Below are 16314 nucleotides of genomic sequence, written 5' to 3' on the forward strand. Positions count from 1 at the left end.
GGCCCGAAGGCCGCCTGTTTTCGAAATTGGAGCGGGCGATGAGATTCGAACTCACGACCCTAACCTTGGCAAGGTTATGCTCTACCCCTGAGCTACGCCCGCCCCGTTTTCGGTATGCGCGATTTACAAACTATCGTTTCCCGCCGCAAGAGGGAAAAGCCCATATTCCATGAAAATTTCATCAGACTGACAAGATTCGCCGCGATAACGGATTCGTAACCATCCTGTTGCATGCTGAATTCAGGATAAAGCCTCCACACGGGAAGGAAAGATCAATGCAGGATACGGAGTTCGAGCGCGGCGTTACATCATCTGGCCGTATCATCGCGGCAGATGTCCTTACAGATTTGCGCGCCATCCGCCAGCTGGAAGGGGTGTTTGACGGTCTGGACGGGGCCGCGCGTGCCGCGCCTGCCCGCCGCAAAGGGGCCGTTTTCCTTACGGCCCTGAATGTCACGGTGGAACATGCCGCGCGCAAGGCACGTCATGGCAACTGACACGCAACACTTCACCCCGCCGGTCGGCGGGGTGCTGGCGGGCCGGATCAATCGCGGAAGTTGCGGCTTTCCTTGATCTGGTCCCAGGCCCAGACAACTTCTTGCAGGCGGTCTTCATCGGTTCTGGCGCCTGCGTTGCGGTCAGGGTGCAGGTCTTTCACAAGGCTTTTGTATTGCTTGCGAATCTCTGGTCGTGTCCATGTGTCGCGCGCATCCAGTATTTCCAATGCGCGGCGTTCGGTCGGCGGCAGTTTGCGCGATGCAGCGCCGCTGGTCGCCTTGCCGGGGTTGCGCGTTGCGTTGTCGCCCAGAACCTGATGCGGGTCCTCAATCCCAAGGCGCTGCCAGGCAAGGCGTTCGTCCTTGCTGCCCAGGGGCTGTGTCGCCCGCCCCCACACGCGGTCACGTTCCATCGCGTCCATCATCTCGGACTCGGTCTGCCCGTCGAAGTAGTTCCACTTAAGGTTGTATTCGCGCGCATGATCCTTGCAAAACCACAGGTATTCATTCAGCTGGTCGGGGGATTTGGGGCAGCGATATTGCCCTGCCTCCTCGCAGCCCGGATGCTCACATTGCCGCACCGACGTTTCCCACGCGCCCGACATGCCGCGCCGCCCGCGTGTGCGCTTCTTCTTGTCGCTGGACGCGCGAATGTCAAAATCAAATGGGGATTTGCGATCCATGCCTAAACCTGTTCTTGCCTGTGTCTTATGTCGAATGTGCCGTATTGCAACGAATATCCCGCGCGGGCCTTTCCGACTCGGAGGCAGCAGCTTAGTTATATTTTCGTCAGGTTAGAAGAGGGCAGAAAGACACTATGCATATTCGTGATCAAATCGAGGCAAATCTGCAAGCGGCGTTCAATCCGGCACAGTTGCAGGTCGTCGATGACAGCGAAAGCCATCGCGGGCATGCCGGTTGGCGTGAAGGCGGGCAGACGCATTTCAATGTGATGATCCGCGCCGAGGCATTCCGCGACCAGTCCCGCATTGCGCGTCATCGCGCGGTTCATGCCGCGCTCGGGCCGGACCTTGTGGGGCGCATTCACGCCCTGTCACTGGATATCGGTGTGTGATCAGCTGTCGGGCGCGTCGCCAGACCCGCCGCGCGTCGCCGTTTCACGAAACTGCGGTTCGCGCCGCGATTCGTGGATGGGACGCGCGCCGGATGCTGTGCCGATCACCGGCTCTGCGGGGGCGGCGGCGCGGGGTTCGGCAACCTGTGGATGCTCGGCCAGCATTTCGGCGCTGGGCCTGCGAAAAATCAGCATGTTGTTCTGAACCGTGACGGTTCCCGTCAGGCCCTTGCGTTCTTCACTGGGCAGAGAGTCGGACCGCCAGTATTCCCACCCTTCGCGTGCCAGATCGTTCAGCAAAATGGTCATCTGGTGCGCATAGCGTTCTGCCGGCGCTTTCAACCCTTTTACCTTTTGCCCTTTTACGGGCGCGGGCACCGCAAGGTATTCATAAGACTGCATGGCATTCCTGTCCTTATCGCACGACAAACCGGCACAAATTATCAGCCGCGTTTACGCCAGACTGCCGAATGTTGCAACATGATGCCGCGCGCGCCCTTAGCGCAGCGGGAATGTCGCGAACAGATACGCCGTGTTCAGTCCCGGATTCGGCTTATAGATGCCCGCGCTGGACCGGTGGTCCGCGCCGACCCCGAATTCCGCGCCCGATGCGGTCATATAGCCCACATCCAGCGATGTGCGGAACTGCAACGGCCCGCCCAGATTGCGCCCGCTGCCGCGTTTGTGCACACCGGCAAGTCCCGATACCCGCGCAAACAATCCGCCTTGTTGGGCGCGCAGCGTATATGCGGCGCCCACGCCAATATAGCCCGAACTGTTGCCCGCACCCGACAGGCCCACCACAGGCTGCAAGCCCCAGATAAGCGGCTCTCCGATATAACGAACCTGCGCTTCCGTGGAGCTGACAGAAAGCTGGCTTCCGACACTGCCGAAAATACGCGGGCTTTCTGCAAGGGCGGGTTGGGCAAACAGGGCCATTACAACAAGGGCTGGCTTCAACAGGTTCATCATACAAATCTCGACTCTTGGGGGCACAATTCCATGCATCGGGGGCTGTCAGTCGCGCCTGATGACGGAATTTCCGTGAAACGACAGATTTGCATACGCCAATTCTGCTTTATAAACAATTAATTCGCGCGCACCTTAAAAAGGCGGTGTTTTTTTGCAACGCTCTGGCTGTCGCGACAGTGATGCTGCCGCGACACTGCACAAGCATAGTGCAGGCGTTAAAGCCCCAGTTTTGCGGTCACAATCTCGTTCACGGCCTGCGGATTGGCCTTGCCGCCTGTGGCTTTCATGACCTGCCCCACGAACCAGCCCGCCAGTTTGGGGTTCTGCTGTGCCTTCTCGACCTGCGCGGGGTTGGCGGCGATAATGTCATCGACAGCCTTTTCAATCGCGCCGGTGTCGGTCACCTGTTTCAGCCCGCGGTCCGCCACGATCTGCGCGGGGTCACCGCCTTCGGTATAGATAATTTCAAACACATCCTTGGCGATCTTGCCGGAAATATCGCCCGACTTGATCAGCTTGATGATTCCCGCCAGCTGTCCGGTGGTCACGGGGCTTGCACTGATCTCGTGCCCTTCCTTCTTCAGGCGTCCGAACAATTCGTTAATGACCCAGTTCGCGGACAGTTTCCCGTCCCCTGCGTCCGCTGCCACCGCCTCGAAAAACGCGGCATTGGTGACATCGGCGGTCAGCACGCTGGCGTCATAATCCGTCAGGCCGAAATCGCGCATGAAACGCGCTTTCTTGTCATCGGGCAATTCTGGCAGGCTGGCGGCAATGTCATCGACCCACGCCTGTTCAATTTCCAGCGGCAACAGGTCGGGGCACGGGAAATAGCGGTAGTCATGCGCTTCTTCCTTGGACCGCATGGACCGTGTTTCATTCTTGTCGGGGTCATACAGGCGGGTTTCCTGCACCACGCTGCCGCCATCTTCTAGAATGGCGATCTGGCGGCGGGCCTCATAGTCGATCGCGGCCTGAATGAAGCGCATGGAGTTCATGTTCTTGATTTCGCAGCGCGTGCCCAGATGGCCGAAATCCTGAGTGGCCTGATATTTTTCATACTGGCCGGGGCGGCAGACCGACACGTTCACATCGGCGCGCAGGTTGCCGTTTTGCATATTGCCATCGCAAGTGCCCAGATACCGCAGGATCTGGCGCAGCTTGGTGACATAGGCTGCGGCTTCTTCCGGCCCGCGAATATCGGGGCGGCTGACGATTTCCATCAGCGCGACGCCGGTGCGGTTCAGGTCCACGAAACTCATGTTCGGGTCCATGTCATGGATGGATTTGCCCGCATCCTGTTCGACATGAATGCGTTCAACCCGAACCAGCCGCGCAATGCCCGGCCCCATTTCCACCAGCACCTCACCCTCGCCGACAAGCGGGTGATACAACTGGCTGATCTGATAGCCCTGCGGCAGGTCGGGGTAAAAGTAGTTCTTGCGGTCGAAGGCAGACCGCAGGTTGATCTGCGCCTTCAGGCCCAGTCCCGTGCGCACGGCCTGTTCGATGCAGAATTCATTGACCACCGGCAGCATGCCGGGCATCGCGGCATCAACGAAGGCCACGTTCGAATTCGGCTCTGCCCCGAATTTGGTGGACGCGCCTGAAAACAGCTTGGACTGGCTGGACACCTGCGCATGAATTTCCATGCCGATCACCAGTTCCCATTCTCCGGTTGCGCCGGATATGGTTTTGACTGGCGGGGCTTCATAGGTCAGATCAAGCATAAGCGCGTATTCCTGTGAAAATCCTGTTTCCGCCTTCTAGCGGCAGGGCGGCGGCACAGCAAGAGGCAGCAGTTTGGGCGGGGTTTCGCCGATTTTGCCCACCCAGCGGCTGCGTGATTTGTGTTTCACGGGCGAATCGCACAATGGCGCGCTGCAGCGCATATGGGTGCTGTGCCACATTCGGAAACCAGATGACACGAAAACTGCCTTTGCGCCTGATGGCCGTTGCCGCCTTGGTGACGCTTTTGGGGGGCTGTATGGTTCAGGCCACCGACCAGAATGACGGTCCGGAAATTGTGACCCGCTGGGACCACCGCCCCGAAGCGACATTGTGGACTGCGGCGCAGTTCGAGGCCCTTGACCATGAAGGGCGTGCATTGGTTGAAACCGTGCCCGATGATATCGACAGTTTCTGCCCCGGATATGAAACCGCCGATGATGAAGGGCGCAAGGCCTTCTGGACGGCGCTGTTTTCGGGCCTTGCCGGATATGAAAGCACATGGCGCCCCGACGCTGCCGGTGCCGGTGGCCGGTATCGTGGTTTGCTTCAGATATGGCCGACATCGGCGCGGTATTACGGGTGTGACCTTAGCCACCCGAACGGCCTTTATGACGGGGCGACGAATTTGCGTTGCGCATCGCGGATTGCCGCACAGGCGGTGGAACGCGATCAGGTGGTCGTTGGCGGCCCCGGAAACTGGGGTGGCGTGGCCAAGGACTGGCCGCCATTGCGCAATGCCAGCAAACGCAATGACATCGCGTCCTTCACCCGCAGCCTGCCTGCCTGTCAGGTGTGATCCGGCGGCCTGATCAGGCATGTCGCCCCTGAAAAATGTTATCTTTTTAGGGTTTGCTAACCTTTTTGCGGCAATGATGTCTGGCAAACGGGTGGCAATGCACGATGGATCAGGCAGAAGCGGAACAGAATAGCCGGACAGACCGGCAAACCCCCTTGGAAAGGATGGCGGCACGCACGCGTGCTGCGGCCAGTGCCGATAACGCGGCCTTTGACGGGGCGATTCGTGTTGCGTTCGGGCGTATGGCGCGCACGCGCCGTGGCTTGGATGCGGCGGTCACATCGGTGAAGATGTCACCGGCCAGTCTGGCCGAAGTGGTGGAAATTGCCGAACCGGGAATGTTCCTGTCCCTGCTGGAAGGGGAGGGCGACAGAATCGGGCTGGCTGTTATGTGTCACAGCCTGATGGCCGGACTGGTCGAGGCGGTGACCACTGCGCGCGTCGCCGATGCCCCGCCGAACCCGCGCAAACCCACGCGTACCGACGCCGCCCTGCTGGCCCCGTTGCTTGATACCCTGTTGCAGCACATCGCCCAGCGGCTGGCAGTGGCAGGGGGCGCGGCCGCGCAGTTTGACGGCTATGTCTACGGGTCTTTCCTTGATGATCCGCGCCCCCTTGGGGTGTTGCTGGAAGATGTGCCGTATCAGATGCTGCGGCTGCGCGTGCAATTCGGTGACGGCCCGCGCGAAGGGGATATGTATCTTGTCCTGCCGGATGTCGCGCAGGCACAGGGCACAACCGGACCCGCGCAGGACACCACCCGACAGGCGCAATGGACGGCCCAACTGGAAGCAACTGTTTATGCCGCCGAAGTGCAGCTTGATGCGGTGCTGTGCCGGATGCAGATGAAACTTTCGGCCGTATCAACGCTGAAACGTGGTGATGTGCTGTGCCTGCCCGAAAGCGCGCTGGAAGCGTTGTCACTGGAAACGCTGAAAGGGCATGTCGTTGCCAAGGCCCGTCTGGGTCAGGCGCGCGGGCAGCGCGCCGTGCGCCTGACCAGCCAACCCGGAGAGGCGCCGGAAGACTACGACGTGCCCTTCACCCTGCCGGTATCCGCCGCGCGCATCCTGCCAGCCGGTCCTTTTGACACGGGGGTGGACACGGATACCGACAGCGAAATGGATACGGATATGCACGGTTTCGCCATGCCCGACGATCTGCCCATGCAGACAATGGCCGAAGATATTGCCGCAATGCCAGACGCACCGACAGATGGGCAGTAGCGCATGATGCTAATGCAGTGTCATGCCAGACGGAACTGCAACGCCGGGTAAGTCTGGCCTGTCGCGGGCGTTGGGGCTTGGATGAAGCCCGCGCCATCGGTGGGCCGGGGTCTGCCGATCCGGCGTAATAGAAGTTCACTTTATGCTGGCGGCATATTCCGACTTGCAAGGCTTGGCCTGCCATCAGGGCAATCGGCAGGCCGCGGGACGGCCCGCCGATGGTGCGGCGGCCTGCGGCCTTGATTCCGCACCTTGGGCATTGCCCAATGCCTGCTTCCGGCCAACACCACCCGACCGGATGTTTCAACATGATCCGGTCACACCCGCAGTGGCGGACGGATCAGGGCAAGGCCGCGTGGCGGTTGACGTCCTTATACAGCAAATAACGAAACGGCGCAGGGCCGCCCGCATAGCAGGCTTGCGGGCAGAAGGCGCGTAACCACATGAAATCGCCCGCCTCCACCTCGACCCATTGCTGGTTCAGGTGATAGACGCCCTTGCCCTGCAACACATACAGCCCGTGTTCCATGACATGGGTTTCGTCAAACGGAATGCTTGCGCCCGGTTGCAAGGTGACGATGGTTACATGCATGTCATGGCGCATATCAGCTGGGTCCATGAAACGGGTGGTTGCCCATGCGCCATTTGTGCCGGGCATGGGGGCAGGGGGGATATCCTGTTCCTGCGCGACAAACGGGTCAGGATGGTCCAGACCCTGCACCGCCTGATACCGCTTGCGGATCCAGTGGAACACCGTTTTTCCACCGCTGTCATTGTGCAGCGCCCAGTCGCTTCCAGCAGGCACAAACGCGAAGCCGCCCGCACCCAGCATGTGGGTTTCCCCGCCAATGCGGACACGCAGCGCCCCTTCGACGACGAACAGCGCCCCTTCGGCCTGCGGGTCGGTTTCGGGCCGGTCACTGCCGCCACCGGCGGCCAGTTCAACGATATATTGCGAGAATGTTTCGGCAAAACCGCTAAGGGGGCGGGCCAGAACCCAGAATCGCGCCCCTGTCCAGAAAGGCAGGTAGCTGGTGACAATGTCCGACAGCGTGCCCTTGGGAATTATGGCGAATGCCTCGGTGAACATCGCGCGGTCGGTCGTCAGCTGCGATTGCGGCGGCAACCCGCCCGGTGGCACATAATAGCCGGGCTGTGGCGTGGGGCGCGTGATATCTGCGGTCATTGTGCTGCTCCGTCCGGAAGGGTCACACAGGCGTAGCATGGCCACAATGGGCCATGCCAGCGCGGTTTTCACAGACAGAGTTTCCTGAAATCCCGAAGAATTGGCAATCAGGCAGCTTCAGGTTACTGCGCAGGGACCAGCCGCATCAGGGGCACGTCCTCGCCATCGGCCAGCACATAGATTGTCCCGTCCTGCGGATCGACGGCGACATCGCGAATGCGGTGCCCTTCCCCCTCCAGCAGGCGGTCCACCGGTTCCAGCGTGCCGTCGGTTTCGTCAAACAGCCCCAGATACTGGTGGAACAGGTTGCCGATCAGCAAATGCCCCTGCCAGTCCGGAAAGGCATCGCCCGTGTAGAACGTCATGCCCGATGGCGGAAAGTGATCCTCGCGCCCTGCGGGCCAGACATAGACAGGGGCGTTAAATCCGTCGCCTTCCTGATGGGGTTCGGCAAACCGTTCACCCCCGCGATAGGTCACGCCATTGGCGGCCAGCGGCCAGCCGTAATTGGCCCCGCGTTCAACGATGTTGACCTCATCGCCGCCCGCCTCGCCATGTTCGGCCAGCCAGATGGCGCCGCTGTCGGGGTGCAGGGTCATGGCCTGAATATTGCGGTGGCCATAAGACCAGATCGCGCCTGCCGCCCCTTCGTCATCCACAAAAGGGTTGTCGGCAGGAATCTCGCCGTCCAGTGTCAGGCGGATCACTGCGCCATTCTCGCTTGTCAGGTCTTGTGAAATATGGTCCGGCCCGAAATCCTTGGACCCGCGATCCCCGAAACCGGCAAAGACATGCCCGTCAGAAAACACGATGCGCGACCCGAAATGCGCGCCGGAATCAATTGCGGGCGTAACGCTGTGCAGCACTTCCAGATCGACAAGCGCGCTTTCGTCGCGGTCCAGCCGCGCGCGTCCCAGATGGGTTGTCGAATTCTGACCGCCCACGCGGCCCGCCCATGTCATGTAGACCAGTCCAGAATCGGCGAAATCGGGCGCGGGTGCAATATCCAGCAACCCGCCCTGTCCGCGCGTGTCGACATCGGGCGCACCGCTGATGGGTTGCATCTGGCCGGTGGTCTGGTCCAGCAGCACAATGTCGCCGCCACGTTTGGTGATGATCATGTCGCCATTGTCAGGCAGGAACGCCATGGCCCAGGGGTTTGTCAGGCCCGTGGCAACCGTTTCCACGTCAAAGGATGATTGGGCGCTTGCCGGCAGGGAAAATGCTGCGGTAACGGCGCATGCGGCGGCAATCTGGCGTTTTGATATGGTCATATCTATCCTCATGTCTTGGCATCATATGCCAAAGACATGGGCTTTATCGCGCTTGCGGCAAGTCACAACAGCTTGTGCAGGCGGGGTCCGGCGCGGCCTATTCCCGCCCGATTGCCCGCAAAACACGGTCCAGCGCCTCGCCTTGTTGCGATGTTACCGGCGCGTTGCGCACGGCGTTGTAATACGCTTCGGGGTCATAGGTCGGAATGCCCAGCCGCAGGTGATCGACCGTCAGCAGGCCCATGGCCGCCATCAACCCGTAGCTGGCCACTTGCACCCCTGCTTGCGATTGCAACAGGACTGTGCGCGCATCCATCAGGTCGTTTTCCGCGTTCAGAACGTCCAGCGTTGTGCGCGCACCAAGGCGCGCTTCCTCTCTCGTGCCGTCAAAGGCGCTTTGGGCCGCGCGAACCTGTTGCTGGCTGGCGGCAATGCGGGCGCGCGCCACTTCCAGATTGGCCCATTGCACGGCCACATTCTGGATGACCTGCGCGACGCTGCGGTGCATGCCGGACCGCGCCGCATCGCGCCGCGCCAGTGCCTGCCGGTGTTGCGCGCTGATGGCGCCGCCCTGATAGATCGGGCGCGCATACCGCACCCCCGCCGAGGCCGATCGCGTGCTTGGCCCGCTGTTCAGCAAATCCGATGTGACCCCGATGCTGGCATCAGCGGTCACGCTGCCATGGCGTTGCGCGGCGGCGCGTTCGGCGTTCAACTCTGCCGCGTTCGCCTCGAACTGGGCCTGTTTGACGGACGGGTGGGTGTTGCGGGCGATATCCTGCGCGGCCTGCAATGACGATGGCAGGCTGGGCAGGGCAGGGGGCTGGCGCAACTGGCCGGGGTAACGTCCGGTGACCAGCTTGTATTCCTCGCGTGCGACGGCCAGATCCCCTTCGGCAGCGGCAAGCTGGCTGCGGGCGGCGGCAAGGCGCGCTTCGGCCAGCGACACATCGGTGCGCGTAATCTCGCCCAGTTCAAACCGTTCCTGCGCGGCGTTCAGTTCCTGTTGCGTCAGGCGCATGGTGGTCTGGCGCAGTGTCACGGTTTCCACCGCGCTGCGCACATCCATGAAGGCGCGCACGGCATCCAGCAGCACCTGTTGTTCCACATTCAGCAGCGCCTGCCGTGTTCCCATGACCAGCGCTTCGGCGGACTGGCGCGCAAGCGCGCCGCGCCCGAAATCGATCAGCGTGATTTCCGCCGACAGGTTGACCGATGCGGTCAGCGTTTCCTGTTGCAGCGCGCCGGTGGTCTGGCGCTGGCCGCGCGTCTGCGCCACGAAATTCAGAACCGGCCGCAAGGACGCGACAGCAAGCGCCACATCTTCGTCAGCGGCGCGCAAAACCGCGCGGTTCTGTTCCAGCAGGTCGGAATTCTGATAGGCGTTGATGAATGTATCGGCCAGCGATTGCGCGGCTGCGGGCATGACGGTCAGTGCTGTGCTGCATGCGACGGCCAAGGCGGCGAAAGTGGATCTGAACATTTCTGCCCTTTCAAGCGTTGCTCGATTGTCTTGACCGGGCGGATTCAGCGCCGCCCGTGTCCGGTCAGAAAGTGAACGCTTCCTGCTTTTCAAAGCCCGGCAAAACGGGCGCTGCGGCATTGAACACATCGCGCCATGCAATCTGGTCGCCCTGCCGCACACCAAGGCGCACAACCCCCAACTGCCCTTCCATGAACAGGCAGATGACGCGCCCGCCCTCGCGCAGTTGCGCAACCAGACCGGCGGGGAATTCCGACACACCGCCTTGCACGATCATCGCATCATAAGGGGCGTGATCGGGCGCACCTTCGCTTAGCGGTCCTTTGTGGACAATCACCGCTTCCGCGCCAACCTGCGCCAGCGCTGTTTCTGCATCCTGTGCCAATGTGTCGTCTTCTTCAACGGCGACAACAGCTTGTGCCATCTGTGCCAGAAGGGCGGATGAGTATCCCGCACCGCACCCGATATCCAGCACCAGCTCGCGTCCGGTGACGTCCAGCATGTCCAGCATCTTGGCCAGTGTGCGCGGTTCAAGCAGCACACGGTTTTCCGCAAGGGGAATATTCTCGCCGACATAGGCTGTCTCGCGCAGGGCATCGGGAACGAAGATTTCACGCGGAGTGTTCAGCATTGCGCCTATGATCGTAAATTTGGTCACATCCGACGGGCGCACTTGCGTATCAACCATCATGGTGCGACGGGCTGCATAATCCGGCATCGACTGAACTCTCCAGTTTGGTTTATGTAGAATGTCATTGCCACAGAACGCGCGCCACAGCAATATCCGTCGCGGCGAAAACATGTTTGTCAGCGCCGCTGGTGGCAATCCGGATCACACTATTGCGCCATATGCGGCCTGAATTTCCGCCGCAGTGGTTAATTCCGGCTTTTCAGGGCGGGGTGTGGCAGTGCATAAACATGTTTTGCACAGCAGGAGCAGGCCCATGTTTAAAGAGTTCAGAACCTTTATCACGCGCGGAAATGTCATGGATATGGCCGTCGGTATCATTATCGGCGCGGCATTTACCGCAATCGTCACGTCATTGGTGGATGATCTTGTAAACCCGCTTATCGGTATTTTTGTGGGTGGCGTTGATTTCAGCGCGGTCAGCTTCGGTCTGGGTGAAGCCCAGTTCATGATCGGCAATTTCATCAACGCGGTCATCAAGTTCCTGATTGTGGCCTGGGTTGTGTTCTTGCTGGTGCGCACGGTGAACCGGATCAGTTCCCTGAACAAGAAAGAAGAAGCGCCCGCCCCCGAAGCGCCCAAAGGCCCCACCACCGAAGAACTGCTGATTGAAATCCGCGATAGTCTGAAGGCGAAATAACGCCTGAACCACAGGGCGCGGGCGGCGCGCAACAGCGCGGCCCGTGTTCATATATCGATGGCGGTTGTCTGGACCACGTTGCGCAGCGCAAAGGATGATTGCATCTGCACAACGCCGGGCAACCGGCTAAGGTACCGGCGATGGATGCGCGCGAAATCGTCGCTGTCGGCGGCGATGACCTTCAGCAGGTAATCGGCCGTGCCCGCCATCAGGTGGCATTCCAGTACATCGGGCACGCGCGCGACCTCGCGTTCAAACGCGTCAAGGATATCCTCGCTTTGGCCCGACAGCTTGATTTCCACAAACACCACGGTCGCGCGGCCAATCCGGCGGCGGTCCAGCAGGGCCACATAATCCGCGATGATCCCGTCCGCTTCCATCCTTTGAACCCGCCGGTGACAGGCGGATGGCGACAGGTTTATCAACTCGGCCAGTTCCGCGTTGGTGACGCGCCCCTGCTTTTGCAAGACACGCAATATGCGGCGGTCCGTGTCATCTAGCTGCATTGCAGCGCAATCCTTTGTCGGAAAACGGGCGATATGCGCGAAATCTTCTTGTGATTTATTGCCTTGTGCGCGGAAATGTCAAGAATTCACCCCGACACAGCGATATTGTGCGAATATAATCACAGGGAGGTTCAGAATGCTGATTGGGTGCCCCAAGGAAATCAAACCGCAGGAATACCGTGTCGGGCTGACGCCTGTTGCCGCGCAGGAAGCCATTGCCAACGGCCATCAGGTCATTGTCGAGGCGGGCGCCGGACAGGGCGCAGGGTTTGACGATGACGCCTACCGCGCGGTCGGCGCGGATGTGGTGGACATGGCAGAAGAAATATTTGCCCGCGCCGGACTGGTGGTCAAGGTCAAGGAACCACAGGCGGGGGAACGCAAGCAACTGCGCGAAGGGCAGATCCTGTTCACCTATCTGCATCTTGCCCCCGACAGGGCGCAAACCCGCGACCTGCTGGCCAGTGGTGTGACGGCCATTGCCTATGAAACCGTGACCGACCGCGCTGGCGGGTTGCCGCTGCTGGCCCCCATGTCCGAAGTGGCGGGGCGGCTGGCCCCGCAGGTGGGGGCGTGGACCTTGCAAAAGGCCAATGGCGGGCGCGGCGTGCTGATGGGGGGCGTGCCCGGTGTTGCGCCCGCCCGTGTGGTCGTGATTGGCGGCGGTGTTGTGGGCACGCATGCGGCGCGCATTGCTGCGGGAATGGGCGCGGATGTGACGGTGCTTGACATGTCGCTGCCGCGCCTGCGCTATCTGGATGATGCCTTTGGCGGGGTGTTCAAGACCAGCTACGCCTCCAAGGGGAACACGGCCGAACTGGTGGAACAGGCCGATATGGTGATCGGGGCCGTGCTGATACCGGGTGCCGAAGCCCCCAAGCTGATAACCCGCGACCAGCTGTCACGCATGAAACCCGGTGCGGCGCTGGTCGATGTGGCGATTGATCAGGGCGGGTGTTTTGAAACATCGCGCGCCACCACACATGCCGACCCGATCTATGACGTGGACGGGATCATGCATTATTGCGTGGCCAACATGCCCGGTGCGGTGGCGCGCAGTTCCACCATTGGCTTGGGCAATGCGACCATGCCCTTCATGCTGGCACTGGCCAACAAGGGGTGGCGGCAGGCCTGCGAAGATGACGCGCATCTGCTGGCGGGGCTGAACACCCATGCGGGCCATCTGACCTATTATGCGGTGGGCAAGGCGCAGGGAATCGACGTCTTGTCGCCCGCCATGGCGCTGAAACTGTAAACCGGCGCGAGGTGGGGGCTTTTGTGGCCCTCGCCCCCCGCAGGCCACTTGCGCGCAGACCATCGCCGCGCGATATGGCATAAGGAGCAAGACACACAACCATATTGGAAGGCCCGATGCCTGTTCGCACACAAATCGCCTATTGGGGCATTGCCGGTCTGGGGTTTATCGCGCTGCTGTGGGTGATGGGCGATGTGCTGCTGCCCTTTGTGACGGGGGCAGCGATTGCCTATTTCCTGAATCCGGTGGTGATGCGGCTGGTGGCGGCGGGTGTGCCGCGTGTGCTGGCGGTCGCGGCGCTGATGTGCGTTGCGCTGGGCGCGGTCGTGCTGGCGGGGCTGCTGGTCATTCCAGCCGTGATTTCGCAGCTGGTGCAGTTCAGCGAAACCGCGCCCGACCTGCTGCGGCAGGCGCAGGCGTTCCTGACGCAGTATTTCCCCGATCTGGAGGAGACGCTGCAATCCTCGCTTGCCACGATGGGCAACGCCATCCGCGACCGTGGCGCGGATCTGGCGCAGGGGGTGTTGCGCGGGGTGTCGGGTGTGGTCAGCGCACTTGTGTTTCTGGTGATTACGCCTGTGGTTGCGTTCTATCTGTTGCTGGACTGGCCGCGCGTCATGCGCGGGGCGGATGACCTGCTGCCGCGACAGCATGCGCCCACGCTGCGCAATCTGGGCCGCGATGTGGACCGCGCCATTGCGGGGTTTGTGCGCGGACAGGTGACAGTATGCCTGATCCTTGCGGCCTATTACGCGACGGCGCTGGGCGTGGCGGGGCTGCAATTCGGGCTGGCCATTGGTGTGGTGGCGGGGCTGATTTCCTTTATCCCCTATATCGGCGCGATTGTGGGCGGTGTGCTGGCCATTGGCGTGGCGCTGTGGCAGTTCTGGGGCGAACCGGGCATGATTGCCGCCGTGATCGCCATTTTTGCCGTCGGGCAGGTGCTGGAAGGCAATATTCTGGTGCCGCGCATTGTGGGGAATTCGGTGCGGCTGCATCCTGTATGGCTGTTGTTTGCGGTGTCGGCTTTCGGCAGCATGTTCGGGTTTACCGGCATGCTGATTGCCGTGCCGGTTGCGGCGGCGATCGGTGTTCTGGTGCGCTTCGGTATCGCGCAATATCAGGGCAGTGCCCTGTACAGGCAGGAGTGACGGACCATGACGCCCCCCCGCGCCGGACAAATTCACCTGCCCCTTGCGCTGCCTGCGTCCTACAGCCGCGCCGATTTCGTGGCAGCGCCCTGTAATGCCCATGCGCTGCACATGATCACACAGGGCGGCTGGCCCGCAGGCAAGCTGGTTCTGACCGGACCGGAAGGGGCGGGGAAAACCCATTTGCTGCATGTCTGGGTTGCCGAACAGGGGGCGACCCTGTTGCGCGCGCAGGATCTGGATGGGGCCGATTTGCCCGCACTGGCCGCGCAGGGGGGCGTCGCGCTGGATGATGCGGGACAGGTCGCAGGACACCCCGCGCGGGAAGCGGCGCTGTTTCACCTGCACAACCTGCTGGCGGCAGGGGGCGGGCAGATATTGCTGACCGCGCGCAGCCCTGTGCGGGATTGGGGGTTGCGCCTGCCCGATCTGGCATCGCGGTTGCAGGCGGCGGCGCATGTGGCGCTGGCCGCGCCGGATGATGCGCTGCTGGCGGCGGTGCTGACAAAACTGTTCGCCGACCGGCAGGTCACCATTCCCGACACGCTGGTTCCGTATCTTCTGCCGCGGATGGAACGTTCGCTTGCTGGTGCGCAGCAGATCGTCGCGCGGCTGGATGCAGCGGCCCTTGCGCGCAAGAAATCCATATCGCGCATTCTGGCTGCCGAAATCCTGAACGACATGGACGACCAGACCGACCGGACCGGCACCAGCGATCCCGAATAAGTGAGCGCGGCGTTTTTCGCGCCCCGCCCCTCTTGTGTGTTGCGGGGGCGCTGCATAAGCTTGAGCTTATATATTTTTTGCCGGAGGCGTGCGTCTTGATCCGATTTCTAAGCGTTAGCATTTTTATGGTCATGGGGCTGGCGATTGCCCCCTTGGCGGCGCAGGATGATACGCGCCTTGTTGTCGGTCAGGTCATGGTGCTGGAACGCATGGCGCTTCCGGATGATACGATGCTGATGGTCGATATCAGCGATGACGCCGACACCAGCCTTGCGGCTGTCCGCATGCCGACAGATGGCGCGCAAAGCCCCTTTACCTTTGAAATTGAAGTGCCTGCCGATCAGGCGCTTGTGGTGCGTGCAGGGTTGCGGGCCATGGATGATGCGGTCTGGCTGACCGAACCTGTTGCTGTCGCGCCGGGCAGTGATGTGCTGGATCTGGGCACCATTCGGGCCTTGCGCACCCAGGCAATGGGGTTTGCGTCGCTTCTGGCCTGTGGCACCCAACTGATAGAGGTGGGGTTCCTGCCCGAAGATGTCCGCCTGCGGTTTAACGAACAACTTATCACGATGACCCCGTCTGTGGCGGCATCGGGGGCGTTGTTCACCGACCCCGATAGCCCCGCAACCTCTCTCCATATGAAGGGCGACACAGCCTTGTTGCGCATTGACGGGGCGGAACTGGCCGAATGCACCCTTATGCGGCCCGAACTGGACATTACCCAAGGGGTCTGGAACATTACCGCGATCGGCGACAAGGCGGCTGTGTTTCCGTCGCGCACCGAACTGGTGTTCTATTCCGATGGCCGGATGAGTGCGTCTGTCGGGTGCAACCGCCTGATCGGCGGCTACAGGCGTCATGGCGGAATCCTGTCCTTTGGGCGGATTGCCAGCACAATGATGTCCTGCCCCGATGGTATGATGGATCAGGAACACCAGTTCACGACAATGCTGCGGCGCGTGGACGGCTACCGCCTGTCGTCAGAATCCGGACGGCTGACATTGCTGGCCGGGGGGGTAGCTGTCATCACCGCGCGCCGGTAGCGCAGGCCGCAGATGGCCGCCCTGCGCCTGCACCGGTACAAACTTCGTCTACGCCGCAATAAAAC

Annotated in this window: 18 protein-coding genes and 1 tRNA gene; 9 read left to right on the top strand and 10 right to left on the bottom strand. The window is 61.4% G+C overall.

Features of this window, described 5'->3' with window-relative positions:
- Positions 1-27: 27 nt before the first annotated feature.
- Positions 28-102, bottom strand: a tRNA-Gly gene (locus ACTIE1_RS13235).
- Between the two features lie 173 nt (positions 103-275).
- Here ACTIE1_RS13235 and ACTIE1_RS13240 point away from each other — a divergent pair.
- On the top strand, positions 276-497 hold the full coding sequence (locus ACTIE1_RS13240; RefSeq protein ID WP_439562974.1) for a hypothetical protein: 222 nt from the start codon (positions 276-278) through the stop codon (positions 495-497).
- A 47-nt stretch (positions 498-544) separates the two neighbouring features.
- Here ACTIE1_RS13240 and ACTIE1_RS13245 read toward each other — a convergent pair whose 3' ends face one another.
- Positions 545-1180 (bottom strand): J domain-containing protein, encoded by a 636-nt coding sequence (locus ACTIE1_RS13245; RefSeq protein WP_439562975.1) that lies wholly within the window; start codon positions 1178-1180, stop codon positions 545-547.
- A 134-nt stretch (positions 1181-1314) separates the two neighbouring features.
- Between ACTIE1_RS13245 and ACTIE1_RS13250 the strand changes: the two genes are divergently transcribed.
- Positions 1315-1572, top strand: coding sequence for a BolA family protein (locus tag ACTIE1_RS13250; RefSeq protein ID WP_439562976.1), 258 nt, complete (start codon positions 1315-1317; stop codon positions 1570-1572).
- Here ACTIE1_RS13250 and ACTIE1_RS13255 read toward each other — a convergent pair whose 3' ends face one another.
- From ACTIE1_RS13255 to gatB, 3 genes are all read right to left on the bottom strand, one after another.
- Positions 1573-1974 (bottom strand): DUF4177 domain-containing protein, encoded by a 402-nt coding sequence (locus ACTIE1_RS13255; protein WP_439562977.1) that lies wholly within the window; start codon positions 1972-1974, stop codon positions 1573-1575. It abuts the gene before it with no gap.
- A 96-nt stretch (positions 1975-2070) separates the two neighbouring features.
- Positions 2071-2541 (bottom strand): acyloxyacyl hydrolase, encoded by a 471-nt coding sequence (locus ACTIE1_RS13260; protein ID WP_439562978.1) that lies wholly within the window; start codon positions 2539-2541, stop codon positions 2071-2073.
- A 218-nt stretch (positions 2542-2759) separates the two neighbouring features.
- Positions 2760-4274, bottom strand: coding sequence for an Asp-tRNA(Asn)/Glu-tRNA(Gln) amidotransferase subunit GatB (gene gatB / locus ACTIE1_RS13265; RefSeq protein ID WP_439562979.1), 1515 nt, complete (start codon positions 4272-4274; stop codon positions 2760-2762).
- A gap of 191 nt (positions 4275-4465) precedes the next feature.
- On the opposite strand from gatB, the gene ACTIE1_RS13270 reads away from it, so the two are divergent.
- Entirely contained in the window at positions 4466-5071 is a 606-nt protein-coding gene (locus ACTIE1_RS13270) for a lytic transglycosylase (protein WP_439562980.1), read from the top strand.
- A gap of 164 nt (positions 5072-5235) precedes the next feature.
- Entirely contained in the window at positions 5236-6297 is a 1062-nt protein-coding gene (locus tag ACTIE1_RS13275) for a FliM/FliN family flagellar motor switch protein (RefSeq protein ID WP_439562981.1), read from the top strand.
- A gap of 340 nt (positions 6298-6637) precedes the next feature.
- Here the strand turns inward: ACTIE1_RS13275 and ACTIE1_RS13280 are convergent, their stop codons facing one another.
- From ACTIE1_RS13280 to ACTIE1_RS13295, 4 genes are all read right to left on the bottom strand, one after another.
- A complete protein-coding gene (locus ACTIE1_RS13280) occupies positions 6638-7483 on the bottom strand; it encodes a bifunctional allantoicase/(S)-ureidoglycine aminohydrolase (protein ID WP_439562982.1) in 846 nt (281 codons plus the stop codon).
- Positions 7484-7605: 122 nt separating this feature from the next.
- Complete coding sequence (locus ACTIE1_RS13285) at positions 7606-8757, bottom strand: PQQ-dependent sugar dehydrogenase (protein WP_439562983.1); 1152 nt, start codon at positions 8755-8757, stop codon at positions 7606-7608.
- A gap of 97 nt (positions 8758-8854) precedes the next feature.
- Complete coding sequence (locus ACTIE1_RS13290) at positions 8855-10240, bottom strand: TolC family outer membrane protein (protein ID WP_439562984.1); 1386 nt, start codon at positions 10238-10240, stop codon at positions 8855-8857.
- A 64-nt stretch (positions 10241-10304) separates the two neighbouring features.
- Positions 10305-10958, bottom strand: coding sequence for a protein-L-isoaspartate O-methyltransferase family protein (locus ACTIE1_RS13295; protein ID WP_439562985.1), 654 nt, complete (start codon positions 10956-10958; stop codon positions 10305-10307).
- A gap of 226 nt (positions 10959-11184) precedes the next feature.
- On the opposite strand from ACTIE1_RS13295, the gene mscL reads away from it, so the two are divergent.
- On the top strand, positions 11185-11568 hold the full coding sequence (mscL, locus tag ACTIE1_RS13300; protein WP_439562986.1) for a large conductance mechanosensitive channel protein MscL: 384 nt from the start codon (positions 11185-11187) through the stop codon (positions 11566-11568).
- Between the two features lie 47 nt (positions 11569-11615).
- Here the strand turns inward: mscL and ACTIE1_RS13305 are convergent, their stop codons facing one another.
- Positions 11616-12074, bottom strand: coding sequence for an Lrp/AsnC family transcriptional regulator (locus ACTIE1_RS13305; protein ID WP_439562987.1), 459 nt, complete (start codon positions 12072-12074; stop codon positions 11616-11618).
- Positions 12075-12210: 136 nt separating this feature from the next.
- Here ACTIE1_RS13305 and ald point away from each other — a divergent pair, with 136 nt between their 5' ends.
- The 4 genes from ald (at position 12211) to ACTIE1_RS13325 (ending at position 16249) form a co-directional block, all read left to right on the top strand.
- Positions 12211-13329: an alanine dehydrogenase gene (ald, locus tag ACTIE1_RS13310; RefSeq protein WP_439562988.1), complete on the top strand. Its 1119-nt coding sequence runs from the start codon at positions 12211-12213 to the stop codon at positions 13327-13329.
- 116 nt (positions 13330-13445) lie between these two features.
- Positions 13446-14480 carry an AI-2E family transporter gene (locus ACTIE1_RS13315; protein WP_439562989.1) on the top strand — a complete coding sequence of 345 codons (1035 nt, stop codon included), beginning with the start codon at positions 13446-13448 and terminating at the stop codon, positions 14478-14480.
- A 6-nt stretch (positions 14481-14486) separates the two neighbouring features.
- Positions 14487-15206 carry a chromosomal replication initiator DnaA gene (locus ACTIE1_RS13320; RefSeq protein ID WP_439562990.1) on the top strand — a complete coding sequence of 240 codons (720 nt, stop codon included), beginning with the start codon at positions 14487-14489 and terminating at the stop codon, positions 15204-15206.
- 95 nt (positions 15207-15301) lie between these two features.
- Entirely contained in the window at positions 15302-16249 is a 948-nt protein-coding gene (locus ACTIE1_RS13325; protein WP_439562991.1) for an META domain-containing protein, read from the top strand.
- The last annotated feature ends 65 nt before the right edge of the window (positions 16250-16314 follow it).

Origin of the sequence: Roseinatronobacter sp., assembly GCF_051859525.1 — a bacterium.
Taxonomy (GTDB): domain Bacteria; phylum Pseudomonadota; class Alphaproteobacteria; order Rhodobacterales; family Rhodobacteraceae; genus Roseinatronobacter.